This is a genomic window from Nitrosomonas sp., from assembly GCF_024282095.1.
Taxonomy (GTDB): Bacteria; Pseudomonadota; Gammaproteobacteria; order Burkholderiales; family Nitrosomonadaceae; genus Nitrosomonas.
Genome location: NZ_JAMWZS010000005.1, coordinates 41,432 through 57,031, shown reverse-complemented (window position 1 = coordinate 57,031; position 15,600 = coordinate 41,432). Strand labels below are relative to the sequence as shown.

The window sequence follows — 15,600 nt, the reverse complement described above, 5'->3', positions numbered from 1 at the left end:
AATCTGAACAGATCCAAGAAATAGTCATATTTTTTTTCTGTTTCCATTACTATACTGCTCTCTTTCTAATCACAAAGCATCACATGCACGATTTTAAGCCGGGTCAACGTTGGATTTGCGATGTTGATTTACAACTGGGTCTGGGCACGGTCCGGAATGTTGAACATAGAGTGATAATTATCGCTTTTGGAGCGGTGAACGAAACTCGCGCATACGCCAGGCTTTCAGCACCGTTGACACGTGTTATTTTCAAGGTGGGCGATGTCATCAGTAGCCATGACGGCATTTCATTGAAAGTCGAGCAAGTGGATGAGCATGATGGCCTGGTTGTCTATTCCGGCGTAAGTGAGCGCGGAGATTGGCTTGAACTCGCCGAAGAACAGCTAGCACATCATCTGCAATTGAACCGTCCGGCAGAACGCTTATTTACCGGCCAGTTTGACCAGGACAAATGGTTCCGGATTCGCTATCAAACCTTGCTGATGCGTAATCAACTGGCGCATGCGCCGCTATGCGGACTGATTGGTACTCGTACCAGCCTGATTCCGCATCAACTCTATATTGCGCATGAAGTTGCGCGTCGTTATGCGCCCCGTGTTTTACTGGCGGACGAAGTGGGGTTGGGAAAAACAATTGAAGCGGGATTGATACTACACCAGCAATTGTTGACAGAACGTGTCAAGCGCGTACTTATTGTGGTTCCGGAAACCTTGATACACCAGTGGCTGGTGGAAATGCTGCGGCGTTTCAATCTGCAATTCAGCATATTTGATGAAGCACGCTGCCAGTCACTGGAAGAAGGTGGCGAGTGGGAAAATCCATTTCATAGTGAGCAACTCATACTGTGCAGCTTGAATTTTTTGTGCCAAAACCCAAAACGATTTCAGGCTGCACTGGCAGGCAATTGGGACTTGTTGGTGGTCGATGAAGCGCATCATTTACGCTGGTCTGAACAGGAGATCAGCCCGGAGTATGCCATGATTGAGCAATTGGCGTCCTGTATCAAGGGCGTGCTGTTATTGACAGCGACCCCGGAGCAATTAGGCAAAGCCAGTCATTTTGCGCGCCTGCGCTTGCTTGACCCGGATCGCTTCAACAGCTTTGCGGCTTTTGTTGCTGAAGAACAATCCTATGAGCCGATTGCCAAAGCAGTCGAAGCGTTATTGGAAGGCCGGAAGCTGAATGACGCAATCCGGCAGATGATTATTTCGACCGTCGATTCCGCGCAATGCAAAGAATTGCTTGCGCAGCTACAAGGCCAGGAAGCAGATGGGGAACAAAGCCGGCGGGCAAGAAAAATGTTGGCTGAATTATTGCTGGATCGGCATGGAACCGGTCGCATATTGTTTCGTAACACGCGTGCTGCGGTTAAAGGATTTCCTGAGCGCAAACTTAACGCGGTTCCCCTGATGTTACCGGCACAATATCAGCAATGTTTGACCACCTTTGAAACAACGAACCTGTCAAAACCCCAATTGTTGTTGTGCCCTGAATTGCTCTATCAGGTCAGAGCCGAGCCGGAAGATCCCTATTGGACAGACGTAGATCCGCGTATTCACTGGTTAACTGTCACGCTCAAGCAGTTGAAACCGGAAAAAGTGCTGGTTATTACCGCTAATGCGCAAACCGCCCGGGATATCGCTCAGGCACTCAAGATTCTGACTGGCCAATATATACCGGTATTTCATGAGAGCATGAGTTTGATTGAACGTGACCGTGCAGCGGCCTATTTTGCCGATAAGGATGCTGGCGGGCAGGTATTGATTTGTTCGGAAATCGGTAGCGAAGGGCGCAATTTTCAATTTTCCCATCATCTGGTGTTATTTGATTTGCCGCTCAATCCTGACTTGCTGGAGCAGCGCATAGGCCGATTGGATCGTATCGGGCAGACGGAAACCATTCAGATTCATGTTTCCTATCTGGAAAACAGCGCGCTGGCGGTGATGTTTCACTGGTACCACGAGGGCTTGAATGCGTTTGAGAAAACCTGCCCGGCAGGCCAAACCGTCTTCTCGCAAACGGAAGGCGCGCTTATCGCTGCGCTGCATCAGCGTCAAACCCACGGTGACACGTTGTCCGATCTGATCGCTGTTACACAATCGGTCAATCAGGCATTGAACGAGGCGTTGGATCGCGGGCGCGATAAGCTGCTGGAATATAATTCTTTTCGTCCCGCTATTGCGGAAAGACTGTATCAGGAAGCGTGCGCTCAGGATGACGATCCCGTACTGCTGCAATACATGGAGACGGTGTTCGATTGTTGTGGCGTCCATGTCGAAGAACACCGCGCCGGTAGTTTTCTGATTGAGCCGAGCGAACACATGAGCATGCCGTTTCCCGGCTTGCAGGATGAAGGCTCGGTGATTACGTATGCCAGGAATGTTGCGCTCGCCAATGAAGATATGCACTTCCTGACGTGGGAACATCCGATGGTCATCCACGCGATGGAAAGAATCCTGAATCATGAAACCGGTAACGCCGTGGTTTCTGCCATGAAACATAAAAAAGTACAACCGGGCACCTTATTTCTGGAAAGCCTGTTCGTGCTGGAAGCGGGCGGGCAAGGTGTGCAGCAAGGTAATCGCTACTTGCCGTCCGCGTTGATTCGTGTTTTGCTGGATGAACAGGGTAACGACGATTATCCGCACCTGGAGCACGATGCGATCAATCAGCATTTGGCAGCGGTAGCGGCAGGTATCGCCAAACAGGTGATTCAACTGAAAGAAGATGCGATAAAGGCCTTGCTGACTTTAAGCGAGCAAAAAGCTAATGCGCAAGCACCGCAACTCATTGCGCAGGCTGAAACACGAATAAAACAAACCTTCTTCCCGGAAATCGAACGCCTCAAAGCCTTGCAACAAGTCAATCCGAACGTACGCGCAGAAGAAATTCAATTCTTTGAACAGCAATTGCTGCAACTGACCAATGCATTGAAGTCCAGCAATCTGCGGCTCGACGCCGTGCGGGTGATTGTGGCGACGTAAGCTGCAGTGGCTAAACAAAATAAACACCATAACAGGATGTGCTCAATGAAGTGGAAGAGGGCGGATTCAATTTCGAAGTGCAACTTTTGTAAGGAAGTTTATAGGCAAGCTGCGGTAGTATCGGAACTTCTTCATCAACCGTTCAACTGTACAACGGGCAACGCGAATACCTTCACGCAATAGTTGCCGCCATACTTTGTCAGCGCCATAGACTTTGAAGTTCTTTTCCCAGATACGCTGCACATCGCGTTCAAGCGCCAAGTCTCGTTTGATGCGATCGGTTAGCCGATCAGGATCGCGTTGTCGTGCTTTATGCTCATGAGTTGCTCGACGAGGCAATCTGAATTTGCCAGCGAGATCGGCTCGACCCCGTACTGTTATGTTGATCGACAAATATTGCCATCACTTCGGCCGGCGGTCGAGCATCCTTCCGCAAAATAAGCTGATGCCTTCCGTAATATCTCGCTGGCCCGCTTTAATTCCCGATTCTCACGCTCCAATTCCTTGAGCCTTTCCAGATCCGATGTCGACATGCCTGCACGAACCCCCTGATCGGTCTCCACCCGCCTTACCCAAGTTCGCAATGTTTCCGCTGTGCAGCCAATCTTCGATGCGATCGATTTGATCGCATCCCAATGCTCTTTTTGCTGCTCAAATACTAATCTTGCCGCTCGTTCTCGTACTTCCGGTGAATAACTGATTTGACTCTTCTTCTTTTCCCCCTCTCAAATCATTTAATCTCCGGGAAACCCGTGGGGATTCACTTTAACAGCCTGCTAAAGTTCTGAACCCTATCAATTAATACGCTACATCCGATGATACCTTATTCGTTTTTTAACAAGGGACAATGTCCAGAAATCGCATGGCGGCATGATAAATCTTCCAGGTAATCAGATGCCTGCCGCAAATACTCCAAGAACGTCTGCGCCACAATCGACAATTGCTTGCCGGATGGATAAGCAAAATACCAGTGACGTTCAATTGGAAATCCTTCAACATCAAGTATCGCAAGCTGCCCCATCGGTGCATCAAGCGCCAGAGTATGCCGCGACAAGACGGCGATACCTAATCCGCCAACAATAGCTTGTTTAATCGCCTCGTTACTCCCCAATTCCATGCGAACTTTCAGTTTGTGATTATGTTCTAAAAAAAACCGTTCTGTAGCCATTCTTGTTCCAGAACCTGGCTCACGCATGATAAAGGGCTCATCACAGATGCGATCAACAGTAATTTTTTTTTCATTGGCAAGCAAGTGATCTGCCGCGGCAAGAACAACCAATGGGTTGTCCAAAAATACTTCCGCTACGGCATCAATTGCATCTGGAACTTGACCTAAGATATAGAGATCGTCCTGATTATTGGTTAGTCGCTCTAGTACACGCTCGCGGTTCGTCACTTTCAGTGCAACGTCTATACCAGGGTATTTCTGGCAAAACATGCCCAGTAAACGTGGCGTAAAATATTTCGCCGTAGTGACCACCGCAAGCCGCAGTTTTCCTGATTTCAGGCCTTTCATGTCGGATGCGATCATTTCGAAACGGGAAAAATGCTCAAATATGACAAGACACGTTTGATAAAACTCTTTTCCTGCATCGGTCAGATAAATTTTCTTGCCGACTTGCTCAAATAAAGGTAGGCCAATCTCATCCGCCAGTTTTTTGGCTTGCATCGATACCGTTGGTTGAGTCAGAAATAATTCTTCAGCCGCACGGGTAAAGCTTTTCAAGCGAGCAATCGCTTCAAAAACCTCAAGTTGCCGCAAAGTGCTGTGGCGCATGAAATTCTCCTTGTATTTTCACATATAGATAAAAATCTATCACAATCATCGAAACAATTGATTGTTATTTATGGTTTAAAGATTCTACTATAGTTTTTCCCCGCTGATGGCTACTTCCTAACTAATGTTTATAGCGTGGACTTTTCAATAACTTGGAGATAATTATGGCTACAGAAACGATGAAAGAAGGTAAAGAGCGTTACAAATCTGGTGTTATTCCATATAAAAAGATGGGTTACTGGGAACCCGATTACAAGCCCAAAGATACAGATGTTATTGCGCTATTTCGCATTACTCCACAACCGGGAGTAGATCATGAAGAAGCAGCAGCAGCAGTCGCAGGTGAATCTTCTACGGCAACATGGACCGTGGTATGGACAGATCGACTGACTGCATGTGAACTCTATCGTGCCAAAGCATATAAGTCTGAACTTGTTCCCAATACAGGTCCAGGCACTAAAAACGAAGCGCAATACTTTGCTTATATCGCCTATGATATAGATCTATTCGAAGAAGGTTCGATCGCAAACTTAACCGCTTCCATTATCGGGAATGTGTTTGGTTTCAAAGCGGTCAAGGCATTGCGTCTGGAGGACATGCGCATTCCCGTTGCTTACCTCAAAACTTTCCAAGGCCCTGCAACAGGTATCGTGGTAGAACGTGAACGTTTAGATAAATTTGGTCGCCCGTTACTGGGTGCAACGACCAAGCCAAAACTGGGTCTTTCTGGACGTAACTACGGACGCGTTGTATACGAAGGACTTAAAGGTGGTCTGGATTTCATGAAAGATGATGAGAATATTAACTCACAACCTTTTATGCACTGGCGTGATCGCTTCCTGTACTGCATGGAAGCAGTGAACAAAGCATCTGCGGCTACAGGTGAAGTCAAGGGGCATTATTTGAATGTTACTGCTGGAACTATGGAAGACATGTATGAACGTGCAGAATTTGCGAAATCCTTAGGTTCAGTCATTGTCATGATTGATCTGGTTATCGGCTATACCGCAATTCAGTCAATGGCTAAATGGGCACGTAAAAATGACATGATATTGCATCTGCATCGTGCGGGTAATTCCACGTACTCGCGTCAGAAAAACCATGGCATGAATTTCCGTGTTATCTGCAAGTGGATGCGTATGGCTGGAGTAGATCACATTCATGCGGGCACGGTTGTTGGGAAGCTTGAAGGCGATCCACTCATGATCAAGGGTTTTTACGATACCTTGCGTGACACGCAGACTGAAAAAAATCTAGAACACGGTCTGTTCTTTGATCAAGATTGGGCATCACTTAATAAAGTTATGCCAGTCGCTTCAGGTGGTATTCATGCAGGCCAGATGCATCAATTGCTCGATTATCTCGGCGAAGATGTGATATTGCAGTTCGGTGGCGGCACCATTGGGCACCCTCAAGGCATTCAGGCTGGGGCAGTAGCAAACCGTGTAGCACTAGAAGCTATGGTTCTGGCTCGTAATGAAGGCCGTGATTACGTCAAAGAAGGTCCGCAAATTCTTGAAGAAGCTGCAAAGTGGTGTACACCGCTCAAACAAGCGTTGGAAACCTGGAAAGATATCACCTTTAACTACGATTCTACTGATACCGCTGACTTTGTGCCATCCACAACTGCAAGCGTTTAACCATTTTAGGAGATACAATTATGATGACTAATCCAGGTAATATACTCACACAGGGGCAATTTTCTTTCTTGCCTCCGTTGACCGACAAGCAAATTTCAACACAACTCAAATATGCGTTGAAAAATGGCTGGGCAATCGGAATTGAATACACGGATGACCCTCATCCACGGAATACCTATTGGGAAATGTTTGGTAATCCAATGTTTGATTTGAAGGACCCTGCTGGAATTTTGATGGAAATCAATAGCTGTCGTAAAACTTTTCCAAACCACTATATCCGCGTAACTGCATTTAACTCGACACGTGGAGTGGAAAGTCCAACTATGTCCTATATTGTCAACCGGCCTAAGAAAGAACCAGGTTTTGGTTTGGTGCGTCAAGAAGGAGCTGGACGGAGCATTAGTTATACTATTCACTCCTATGCGACCGACAAACCGGAAGCTGAGCGCTATTAGAGTAGTAAGAGTAAGGTTTCTCTCTCCCCATAAAGGAGGGAGAGAAATAGTAACAATGCAAGGGTGATAGCATTAAATAGAAGTTATCTTAAAGATTAAATTAATATAATTAATGTATGCCAGTCTCTATCCCATGAGACCTCGATGAGTGATCAAACATGTCTAAGCAATCTAAAAACTTAACCTCGTCCAAAGACACATTGATTGATTTGGATGCAGAGTTCCGGGAATCTAATATCCAGGAAGTGCTGGATAAACTAGATCGTGAGCTGATTGGTTTAATCCCTGTGAAGACTCGTATTCGTGAGACTGCAGCATTGTTGCTTGTCGATCGTGTACGTAAACAACTGGGATTATCTGCGGGTGCACCCAGTTTACATATGTGTTTTACTGGAAATCCTGGTACTGGAAAAACGACAGTAGCTCTGCGTATGGCGGAAATCTTACACCGCCTGGGCTATGTACGTGAAGGGCACCTGGTTTCGGTAACCCGGGATGACTTGGTCGGTCAATACATTGGACATACCGCACCCAAAACAAAAGAAGTAATAAAAAAAGCGATGGGGGGTGTTCTTTTTATCGATGAAGCTTATTATCTTTATAAACCAGAGAACGAACGTGATTATGGCGCGGAATCAATAGAAATTCTGCTGCAAACGATGGAAAATAACCGTGATGATTTGGTCGTTATTCTGGCAGGTTACAAAGATCGCATGGATAAATTCTTTCATAGCAATCCCGGCATGCGCTCGCGTATAGCGCACCATATCGACTTTCCGGATTATGGCCCAGATGAATTAGTTGCAATCGCTAAATTAATGTTAGCAAGCCAGAATTACTGTTTCAGTGCAGCCGGGGAAGAGGCCTTCGGGAAATATATACGCCTGCGTATGAAGTCGGAGCATTTTGCCAATGCCCGTTCGGTTCGCAATGCGCTTGATCGTGCTCGACTGCGACAAGCAAATCGATTATTTTCTGGAACAAAGAAATCGTTATCCAAAACTGATCTCATCACATTAGAAGCGGAAGATATTCTAGCGAGTCGTGTTTTTCTTGAAAGTACGCTGGATAGTGAGCGCAATACAAAAAATAAAAAATAAAATTTACAGTACCTGGATGGCGATGGAAACGCTAACTCTCCCCTGGCGAATTTTCCCTAAAACGATCGAAGCGGCTTGTTATAACCGCGGGCGGCTTGCGCTGCTGCGATTAGGCTATCCACTGCGAGTTACATTACAGCAGCATCGTGGATTAGAAGTCATTCTAGACAGTACCATGTGGTTATGTGTTGACAGCAACACAGAGGATCAGCCCATTTTGGCATGGCGCGAGTTTCAGATTCGTGGACGACATAGTTTACACCTGCCCATTTCTTGTGAATTGTGGTTATACCATAGCTGTGCAGGTCTTATCATGGGTTCAGCTCTGGATGATTTGGATCAGGCACTTGAAAAAATTATGCATTGAGCTAATTTTTTCACACCCCTAAATTTCAGAGGATAAAAATGCCACTTGTAGATATGCGCGATATGTTGGATCATGCTTATCAAAATAACTATGCAATTGGTGGTTTTGGACTGGTAAGTCTGGATTTCATGGAAGCTATTATCATGGCAGCCGAATCCTGCCGTTCACCCGCCATTCTTAATCTTTCCGAGCCGCTCTTCAAAGCACATGATTTCAGGCTAATCATTCCAGCGGTTGAACGAGCCGCACATCAGGCTAAGGTACCGATAGCGATACATTTTGACCATGCAAAAAAACACGAATCTATTACCGAGGCTATTAACTTGGGATGTAATAGTGTCATGCTGGATGTTTCCTTAGAGTCGTTTACCGACAATATCACTCAGACTAGCCGTGCCGCAGAAATAGCGCACGCATGCGGCGCTGCAATTGAGGGAATGCTTGGTTTTGTAGGTGGCACAGAAGGGGAAAATGCGGACAATCACCTTGGCGAAGTTATTTATACTTCAGCTGAAGAGGCAAAAGCATATGTTGACCGCACCGGTATAGACTTTCTCGCCGTATCCATTGGCACCCTGCATGGCCGTCAGCATAGCCGGATTAAACTAGATTTCAAACGTCTGAAACGAATTAATGATGAAATTGGAATTCCGCTGGTATTGCATGGCGGCAGCGGTTTGGTTGAAGACCAATACCATAAGTTAATCTTAAATGGCGTTGCCAAAATCAATTGTTACACGGAGCTTTCCGATATTGCAGCCGCGACAATTCGTTCCAATGTTCAAACGCGCGCCAGAAAAGGCTATATTGAGGTTCTTCATGGAGTGACGGAGAGCCTCTTTGAACAAATCAAGCAGTGGATGCATCTTTGGGGTTCGGCAGGCCGTGCAGCGGAAGTATTGATTCAGTGCCGTCCTTGGCAACCCGCAGAACAGATCATCCTTTGCTACGTTGAAAGCCATCGCTTACGACAATTGGATGCCCTGATTGAACTAGGCCGCAAAACCTTAACGGCTATTCCTGGTGTGCGCCAAGTTTTCTCCGGCTGGGCATTATCTGAATTGAATCAATATCGCTTATGCTGGCGTATTCAGCTAGCCCATACCGATGCCATTAGCAACTTACAATCCCATCCGGAGTATATATATTTTTTCAATCAATTATCCCGATCCGTTGACCCTGAAAAAATCAGTATTACTTTTGCTCCGACTTTATCAAGTACGGAATTTGGATTGAAGGAATTAGTAGATGCATAGCCTGTGCTTGCACCTAGCTGTCAAAATCCGGTTCTGGTCAGAACAAAATCACCCCCCTTATTCTAATTAGCGTTACAAAGTGAATTAATTTTCCAATCCCACCCGGTGATTGATTTCACCACATCCGAGGATTCCTCCATACGTCGAATTGCATCGACCAAATGAGATTTGAGCACGCCAATACTGTCGAATATGCGGTTATGAAAGTTCTTTTCGCACAACTCATCCCAGATTTTCCATTAGGAATTTCAAGGTGAGAAAATGGGTGTGAATTTAGCGGGAAGATCGAATGTTTGGTTCATCCGGCAAGTGCATACTTGGTAGTCGCCCCTGCCTTAGCAATGACAGGCGTATTTAAGCAAGCTTCGTCAATATATGGCTGTTTAGCGCGGAAGCGGTTGATCAACTGAAGTAACACAAGGCGCAACAAAATACTCTTTAGCCCCAAGCGGAGTAATGCCCACAATCAGCCAGCGCAGGTTGTATCCCGCCGCACACAGCACAGCATGCAGCGCATCTCCTGCCCTGCAACCAGCAGCGATCCATTCGGTGATCCGACTTCAGGTGCCCAATCGCAGGCTCCACGGCCTGTCGACGCTGGAGCCAGCGTCGCTGCGGCATTGTCAGTGACTTGTACTTGCCACGATGGATGATGTTCACGTCCGGGTTGTCGGCATCCACCCCGCAAAATCCGAGATCGGCAATGACTTGCTTCGGTGTTGATCCTGCATCTTCGAGTAAAATCTGTGTCTGTGTGAGCTGCTTATGAAGAATATGGCCATCGTAGGGATTGCGGGGGAAGGTTTTTGCACCGACCATCAGGCCGTTCTTGTGCGTGACCACAATGCTGGTCTTGACACCGAATTCGTTCGGCTTGCACGCCTTGCCCTTGCCGATGCATTCGACTTTCGGCACATGCAGCGCGTAGAGTTTGTTTTTGTCTTTCGGCTGCTGCTTGTGAATCCGCTGTGCTCGCTCCAGCTGAAGTGGTACCGCAAAACTGTACAGGTTGTTAAGCTCTGCTATGGACAATCCGAGGATCATAATCATGAGCAAGAAACGCACACAATATTCCATTGAATTCAAGGCGAAAGTAGCGCTGGCGGCGATACGGGAAGATGAAACCATTGCGCAACTGGCAGCACGTTATGGGATACATCCCACGCAGATCAATAGCTGGAAACGGCAACTCATAGAACAAGCGGCCGAGTTGTTTTCCAGGAACAACAGTGCTGGCAAAGCAAGCGGACAAACCACAGACGATTTACATCGTGTCATAGGGCAACTGACGGTAGAACGCGATTTTTTAGCCAGAAAGCTCGATCATTAAGCGCAACGGAACGCAAGATGATGATTGAGCTTAACGACAAACTGAATCGCCCCGGTATTTCCGGAGACTGTTTGTTTTGAGTCAAGCTGCCTCAGCTGACTCCTTTATTTGGCGATAATATGCCATTTCAAATTCCGCTGGCGGAATATTTCCAATCGGCTCCAATAACCGGCGATTATTGAACCAGTCCACCCACTCCAAAGTGGCAAATTCCACTTCGTCAATATTGCACCAGGGGCCGCGATGCCTTACGACCTCAGTTTTGTATAACCCGTTAATTGTTTCGGCCAGTGCATTGTCATAAGAATCTCCGACACTACCAACAGAAGCTTCAATATTGGCTTCTGCCAAACGTTCCGTATAGCGAATCGACAAATATTGGCAACCGTGGTCGCTATGATGAATCAATCCTGCGGTTTCCCGCCGCGCCCATAGTGCCTGTTCCAATGCATCGAGTACCAGATCGGTATGCAATGACCGGCTGACCCGCCAACCAACAATATACCGGGCAAAAACATCGATGATAAAAGCCACATAAACAAATCCCGTCCACGTTGCAACAAAGGTAATATCCGCGACCCACAGCTGATTCGGACGAATGGCTGCAAATTGCCGATTGACTTTGTCGGCTGGACAGGCAAGTAAGTCATCTGCAATGGTTGTCCGGCACCTCTTACCGCCCCGGACACCTTGCATTCCAAGCTTCTTCATCAATCGTTCGACCGTACAACGAGCAACGCCAATGCCTTCTCGCAACAACTGTCGCCATACTTTGCGAGCACCATAAACGCGGAAATTGTCTTTCCATACCCGCTGTATATCAAGTTCTAGTCTCATGTCCAGCTTGATGCGGCCAGGCAATCGATCGGGATCTCGCTCGCGCGCTTTGTGTTCGTAATAACTCGACGGAGCAATCTATATTTGTCTGCAGATTGGCTCGACCCCGTATTCCCCTTTGTTGCTATCGACAAATGTCACCATTATTTCGGTCGGCGGTCGAGCTCCGCCTGGGCAAAATAAGCCGATGCCTTACGCAATATCTCGTTGGCTCGCTTTAATTCCCGATTCTCCCGCTCCAATTCCTTGAGCCTTTCCCGATCCGCAGTCGACATGCCTCCCCGAATTCCCTGATCGGTCTCCGCTCTTCTTACCCATGTCCGCAATGTTTCCGCTGTGCAGCCAATCTTTGATGCAATCGATTTGATCGCCGACCACTGCGATCCATGCTCCTTTTGCTGCTCGAATACCAATCTTACCGCTCGTTCTCGTACTTCCGGTGAATAACTGATTTGATTCTTCATCTTCTCCTCCTCTCAAATCATTTTATCTCCGGAAAATCCGGTGCGATTCAATCTGTGCTCCTTTTACTTGGTCGTTTAAGTAGCTCCGATACTATCGCAGCTTGCCTATAAACTTCCTTACAAAAATTGCACTTCAAAGTTGAATCCGCCAGTATTGACTGGCAGTAACTTTTCATCAGCAATCAAAAAAAATTCTAATTTACTGTAGCTCTACAAATCAACGATATCCACTATAACCGAAGCCGGTTTGTGGAAACGTTTTGTGCTGGGCGAATCGTAACCGATCATTAGGCGCTTCTTGTCAAACAATGTAATCGCTTCAGCATGATCAGCACCTGTCTCAACCTGCTTCCAGGTTGAGCCTAGGGATTGTTGCACAAGCACATTTTCTGAACGCCAAACGAACTTTTCTTCATCACCACTCATTTTCCCAAATGCCTTGATCGCTGCTTTCCATCGAAAAACTAATGGTGGTGAGTCAAGACCTGTAGTTGGTCCGGCAAGAACTAACAGATCATCACCATCCCAGCACAAATCACGAACTCCATGCCCAGCCAGATCCAAAAAATGGCGACGATATTTAAGCCCCGTGGGACCAATCTTTGTCAGTTGCAACTGATCGGCTTTCGTACTAGGTGAATCAATCCGCTCCGGCGCTAATTCAAGAATAGTTGCGATTCCTCGTAACACTGGCCCGCGCATTCCTACAAGCACTCTTCCATTGGGCACACATGCTAAGCCCTCAATATCAATGCCATTATCCTTGCCAGGAATTCCACCATTTTGGTCACAAAAACGAGTGAATAGCGTATCGCGTCTAATCTCGTCCAGCAGTTCGCTTGTGGTTGCATCACATCTAAGCTGAGCTGCACGTGTGTTGTTGGCACCCTCATTCAGAGAAAGTCGAAACTGATTATTTTTGTTTTTATGCAGGAACATGCAACCTAGAAAAAATCGATTTGCATCTGGTTTCACTTTACCAAGTAGTTCCAAATTCTTCTTTGTATCAAACGTTGCATCCGCCTTACCGCGTTTCAGACTATGCGAGCCAACCAGCCATAAGAGCTGATTGGTATAGTCAAAATCCATCCCTTCAAGATCAACTTCCATCACCTGTTTTGTCTGGTCTTTTTGTGGCGGGATTGGAAAATCAAACCAATTACTCAAATTGATCAATTCCTTGAGCCTAAAACAAGTGCCATCATCAAATTCTTTAAGTCTGGCTAGATCGCCCCCTTCGTCGCCTGCTGCGAAAATCGAATCCCCTAAACGTACAAACGCAGACAGAGACTTCGATATTCCCTCCCCTTCTTTCTCAAATTGAAGCTTGATCTTTTTCATTGATTCACTCCAGTAAAAATTTTCTTAACGAACAAGACAGCCTTCGCAAGTTATACCCTCTCAACCGGAGCCATTTTTTCTGTGCATTTTTCATTGATTTAGAAGCCATAGTCAGTATTGTTGTCCGGCTGCCACAATTTCTCGTTTTGGCAGTTCTTAGTCTGGCAGTAGCAAATACAGACTCAATCGGATTGGTGGTTCTGATATGCTGCCAATTCTCGGTAGGATAATCATAAAAACCAGCATGGAATCTTTGTCTTTGGCCAGACAGTCCATCGCGCTAGGGGTATTTCCGACTGAACCGTTCAATACAGTCATCCAATGCTTTGTAAACTTCTTTCCGGGCTCTGCCTGCCAGATATTATGCAAAGCTTTTTTGACGTTGGGCTGCATGGCTTTGGGCAGTTTTTCTAATTGACAGTTTTATGCACCCAAGCAGTGTCTCTGAAAAATCTCCCTTTGAAATGCCCCTCGGGTAACACCAGGGCAGAAATTCCTCAATATTTCAGCCAGTGCGTATCAATAAATGCCTTTAGCTATCTTGTCAGGTATTTATGGCTTTAGCAGGACAATTTTGTCCATAAAATAGCGCGGCCCACCGCTCCCATGTAACCTGGTGCGCAATTAAGCTGCCTTCAGATCCACAGGATTATCTACATCAGGAATAATCAGTCTATCGCTAAAAAACATGATCTCAGTACCTATGTAGCTATCTCGCGCACGATGCTTCATATCATAGACTATAGATGGGTAACCTTTATACATTTCAATGGCTTCTGGTACATTGTCGTATGAAACCATCCAATACTGGTCGATCTGTTCCTTGACCAGCTTTGCGATGTTTATATGGTCATCATGTGAATAGTCGCCTTCATAAGGCCACCATCCTTTGACATAGTAGGGAGGATCAAGATAAACGAGCGTTTTACTTGGAAGTGCAGGCAATACGGATTTAATAAATTCTTCTGCATCCAGGTTATACAAGCGAATCCGTGGGCGAAACATGGCAATCCATTCAATCCGGCGAATCAACTCATTTTTGTTAAAACGCGGATCAACCGCCCAAAGCTCGCTCTGTTTTATTTCCCTGAATGCATTTTTCCAGAGCACTCCTGGTCGGTTAGTACGATTCAGAAAAAAGTTCGAGAATCCGACCTCAAGCAGACTATGATCGGCAGGCGTATTAAGAATAGCTTCTTGTTTAAGCCATTCTTCTTTTGTTATTTTTACATCATGAATGGCTCTACAAAGCTCTTCCGGTTGATTGATAACGCTATGCCAGAAAGCAAATACAGCAGGACTCAAATCGTTCAGATGAATACAGGATACATAGCCCTGAGTAAGCAAGTTTAGCGCTATCCCAGCGCCGCCAGCATATGGCTCAACGTAATGACCGTCCAGCAAGGCATTGTGCCTAAAAACCATCTTGAAAAAGTCTGCCAATCTGGCTTTGTCGCCCGGGTAACGTAGTGGGGTATCGAACTTCATAGCATATTTCCCAATTTGATTGCTTCGCTTGAGAGTGTAGCTTATTTGTTAATTATCTTGTGTGACATTTAGATGACATATTCCTGTATTAAACTGCTATCGCAACTCAGAAACGCAATCTTAATTTAACACGGGAGAATCTTATGAAAAATGATATAGCCATTGATATCTTACGCATTGCCGCAACACTGACAAACACTGCATTAAGCAACAAACCTCAGAAAATGCGTTTGTGCGTTGGATAGCGTGTTTCCAGTATATGGATCTACACCTTGCGGTTTAGAAGATGCTGAATTTAATACTTGAAGCAACCACGAGGATACCCCGGGCTACTTCCTTTTGATAGTGTTGGATTCATTATGCGCCTAGTAGTAATTTGACCATTTGCACCACCAGAGCCACCAGCACTAGATAAGAGGAAAGAAAAAATGCTTGAAAAGTGCATCAATTAGGGATTAGCGCAGAAAAATAAACAAAAACCAGTTTGGTACAAAATATCAAAGAATAGAACAAAAATATAAAATTTTGCGTCTTATTTGGCACAAATAATGGGACGATAAT

At 46.0% G+C, this 15,600-nt stretch carries 11 protein-coding genes, 3 pseudogenes and 2 other annotated features; of the genes and pseudogenes, 7 read left to right on the top strand and 7 right to left on the bottom strand.

What is annotated here, in order from left to right; translation table 11 throughout:
* Window positions 1–83: 83 nt before the first annotated feature.
* Complete coding sequence (gene rapA, locus Q0K92_RS02710; protein WP_297324263.1) at window positions 84–2,984, top strand: RNA polymerase-associated protein RapA; 2,901 nt, start codon at window positions 84–86, stop codon at window positions 2,982–2,984.
* A gap of 66 nt (window positions 2,985–3,050) precedes the next feature.
* Here rapA and Q0K92_RS02705 read toward each other — a convergent pair whose 3' ends face one another.
* The 3 genes and pseudogenes from Q0K92_RS02705 to Q0K92_RS02695 form a co-directional block, all read right to left on the bottom strand.
* On the bottom strand, window positions 3,051–3,377 hold the full coding sequence (locus Q0K92_RS02705) for an IS3 family transposase (RefSeq protein ID WP_297324262.1): 327 nt from the start codon (window positions 3,375–3,377) through the stop codon (window positions 3,051–3,053).
* Window positions 3,316–3,428: a sequence feature (AL1L pseudoknot), on the bottom strand. (Overlaps the previous gene by 62 nt.)
* Window positions 3,413–3,685, bottom strand: a pseudogene (locus tag Q0K92_RS02700) (transposase); the annotation flags it as partial. Its footprint overlaps the feature before it by 16 nt.
* A 122-nt stretch (window positions 3,686–3,807) precedes the next feature.
* A complete protein-coding gene (locus Q0K92_RS02695; RefSeq protein ID WP_297324261.1) occupies window positions 3,808–4,761 on the bottom strand; it encodes a LysR family transcriptional regulator in 954 nt (317 codons plus the stop codon).
* 179 nt (window positions 4,762–4,940) lie between these two features.
* Between Q0K92_RS02695 and Q0K92_RS02690 the strand changes: the two genes are divergently transcribed.
* The 5 genes from Q0K92_RS02690 (at window position 4,941) to Q0K92_RS02670 (ending at window position 9,579) form a co-directional block, all read left to right on the top strand.
* Entirely contained in the window at window positions 4,941–6,401 is a 1,461-nt protein-coding gene (locus Q0K92_RS02690) for a ribulose-bisphosphate carboxylase large subunit (protein ID WP_366083963.1), read from the top strand.
* 20 nt (window positions 6,402–6,421) lie between these two features.
* Window positions 6,422–6,856: a ribulose bisphosphate carboxylase small subunit gene (locus Q0K92_RS02685; RefSeq protein ID WP_297324259.1), complete on the top strand. Its 435-nt coding sequence runs from the start codon at window positions 6,422–6,424 to the stop codon at window positions 6,854–6,856.
* Window positions 6,857–7,014: 158 nt separating this feature from the next.
* Entirely contained in the window at window positions 7,015–7,956 is a 942-nt protein-coding gene (cbbX, locus tag Q0K92_RS02680) for a CbbX protein (RefSeq protein ID WP_297324258.1), read from the top strand.
* 22 nt (window positions 7,957–7,978) lie between these two features.
* On the top strand, window positions 7,979–8,323 hold the full coding sequence (locus Q0K92_RS02675; protein ID WP_297324257.1) for a hypothetical protein: 345 nt from the start codon (window positions 7,979–7,981) through the stop codon (window positions 8,321–8,323).
* Window positions 8,324–8,361: 38 nt separating this feature from the next.
* Window positions 8,362–9,579, top strand: coding sequence for a class II fructose-bisphosphate aldolase (locus tag Q0K92_RS02670; protein WP_297324256.1), 1,218 nt, complete (start codon window positions 8,362–8,364; stop codon window positions 9,577–9,579).
* Window positions 9,580–9,994: 415 nt separating this feature from the next.
* Here Q0K92_RS02670 and Q0K92_RS02665 read toward each other — a convergent pair.
* Window positions 9,995–10,560 (bottom strand): annotated as a pseudogene (locus tag Q0K92_RS02665) (transposase); the annotation flags it as partial.
* A 67-nt stretch (window positions 10,561–10,627) separates the two neighbouring features.
* Between Q0K92_RS02665 and Q0K92_RS02660 the strand changes: the two are divergent.
* Complete coding sequence (locus Q0K92_RS02660; protein ID WP_297324255.1) at window positions 10,628–10,909, top strand: transposase; 282 nt, start codon at window positions 10,628–10,630, stop codon at window positions 10,907–10,909.
* A gap of 81 nt (window positions 10,910–10,990) precedes the next feature.
* Here the strand turns inward: Q0K92_RS02660 and Q0K92_RS02655 are convergent.
* The 3 genes and pseudogenes from Q0K92_RS02655 to Q0K92_RS02645 form a co-directional block, all read right to left on the bottom strand.
* Window positions 10,991–12,210, bottom strand: a pseudogene (locus tag Q0K92_RS02655) (IS3 family transposase).
* Window positions 11,816–11,932, bottom strand: a sequence feature (AL1L pseudoknot). It overlaps the preceding pseudogene by 117 nt.
* A gap of 210 nt (window positions 12,211–12,420) precedes the next feature.
* On the bottom strand, window positions 12,421–13,551 hold the full coding sequence (locus tag Q0K92_RS02650; RefSeq protein ID WP_297324254.1) for a DUF3616 domain-containing protein: 1,131 nt from the start codon (window positions 13,549–13,551) through the stop codon (window positions 12,421–12,423).
* A 624-nt stretch (window positions 13,552–14,175) separates the two neighbouring features.
* Window positions 14,176–15,039, bottom strand: a complete 864-nt coding sequence (locus Q0K92_RS02645; protein WP_297324253.1) for a DNA adenine methylase — start codon at window positions 15,037–15,039, stop codon at window positions 14,176–14,178.
* Between the last annotated feature and the right edge of the window lie 561 nt (window positions 15,040–15,600).

Coding starts and splice junctions, on each gene's coding strand:
- rapA (WP_297324263.1), top strand. CDS start 84: ATGCACGATTTTAAGCCGGGTCAACGTTGGATTTGCGATGTTGATTTA.
- Q0K92_RS02695 (WP_297324261.1), bottom strand. CDS start 4,761: ATGCGCCACAGCACTTTGCGGCAACTTGAGGTTTTTGAAGCGATTGCT.
- Q0K92_RS02690 (WP_366083963.1), top strand. CDS start 4,941: ATGAAAGAAGGTAAAGAGCGTTACAAATCTGGTGTTATTCCATATAAA.
- Q0K92_RS02685 (WP_297324259.1), top strand. CDS start 6,422: ATGATGACTAATCCAGGTAATATACTCACACAGGGGCAATTTTCTTTC.
- cbbX (WP_297324258.1), top strand. CDS start 7,015: ATGTCTAAGCAATCTAAAAACTTAACCTCGTCCAAAGACACATTGATT.
- Q0K92_RS02675 (WP_297324257.1), top strand. CDS start 7,979: ATGGAAACGCTAACTCTCCCCTGGCGAATTTTCCCTAAAACGATCGAA.
- Q0K92_RS02670 (WP_297324256.1), top strand. CDS start 8,362: ATGCCACTTGTAGATATGCGCGATATGTTGGATCATGCTTATCAAAAT.
- Q0K92_RS02660 (WP_297324255.1), top strand. CDS start 10,628: ATGAGCAAGAAACGCACACAATATTCCATTGAATTCAAGGCGAAAGTA.
- Q0K92_RS02650 (WP_297324254.1), bottom strand. CDS start 13,551: ATGAAAAAGATCAAGCTTCAATTTGAGAAAGAAGGGGAGGGAATATCG.
- Q0K92_RS02645 (WP_297324253.1), bottom strand. CDS start 15,039: ATGAAGTTCGATACCCCACTACGTTACCCGGGCGACAAAGCCAGATTG.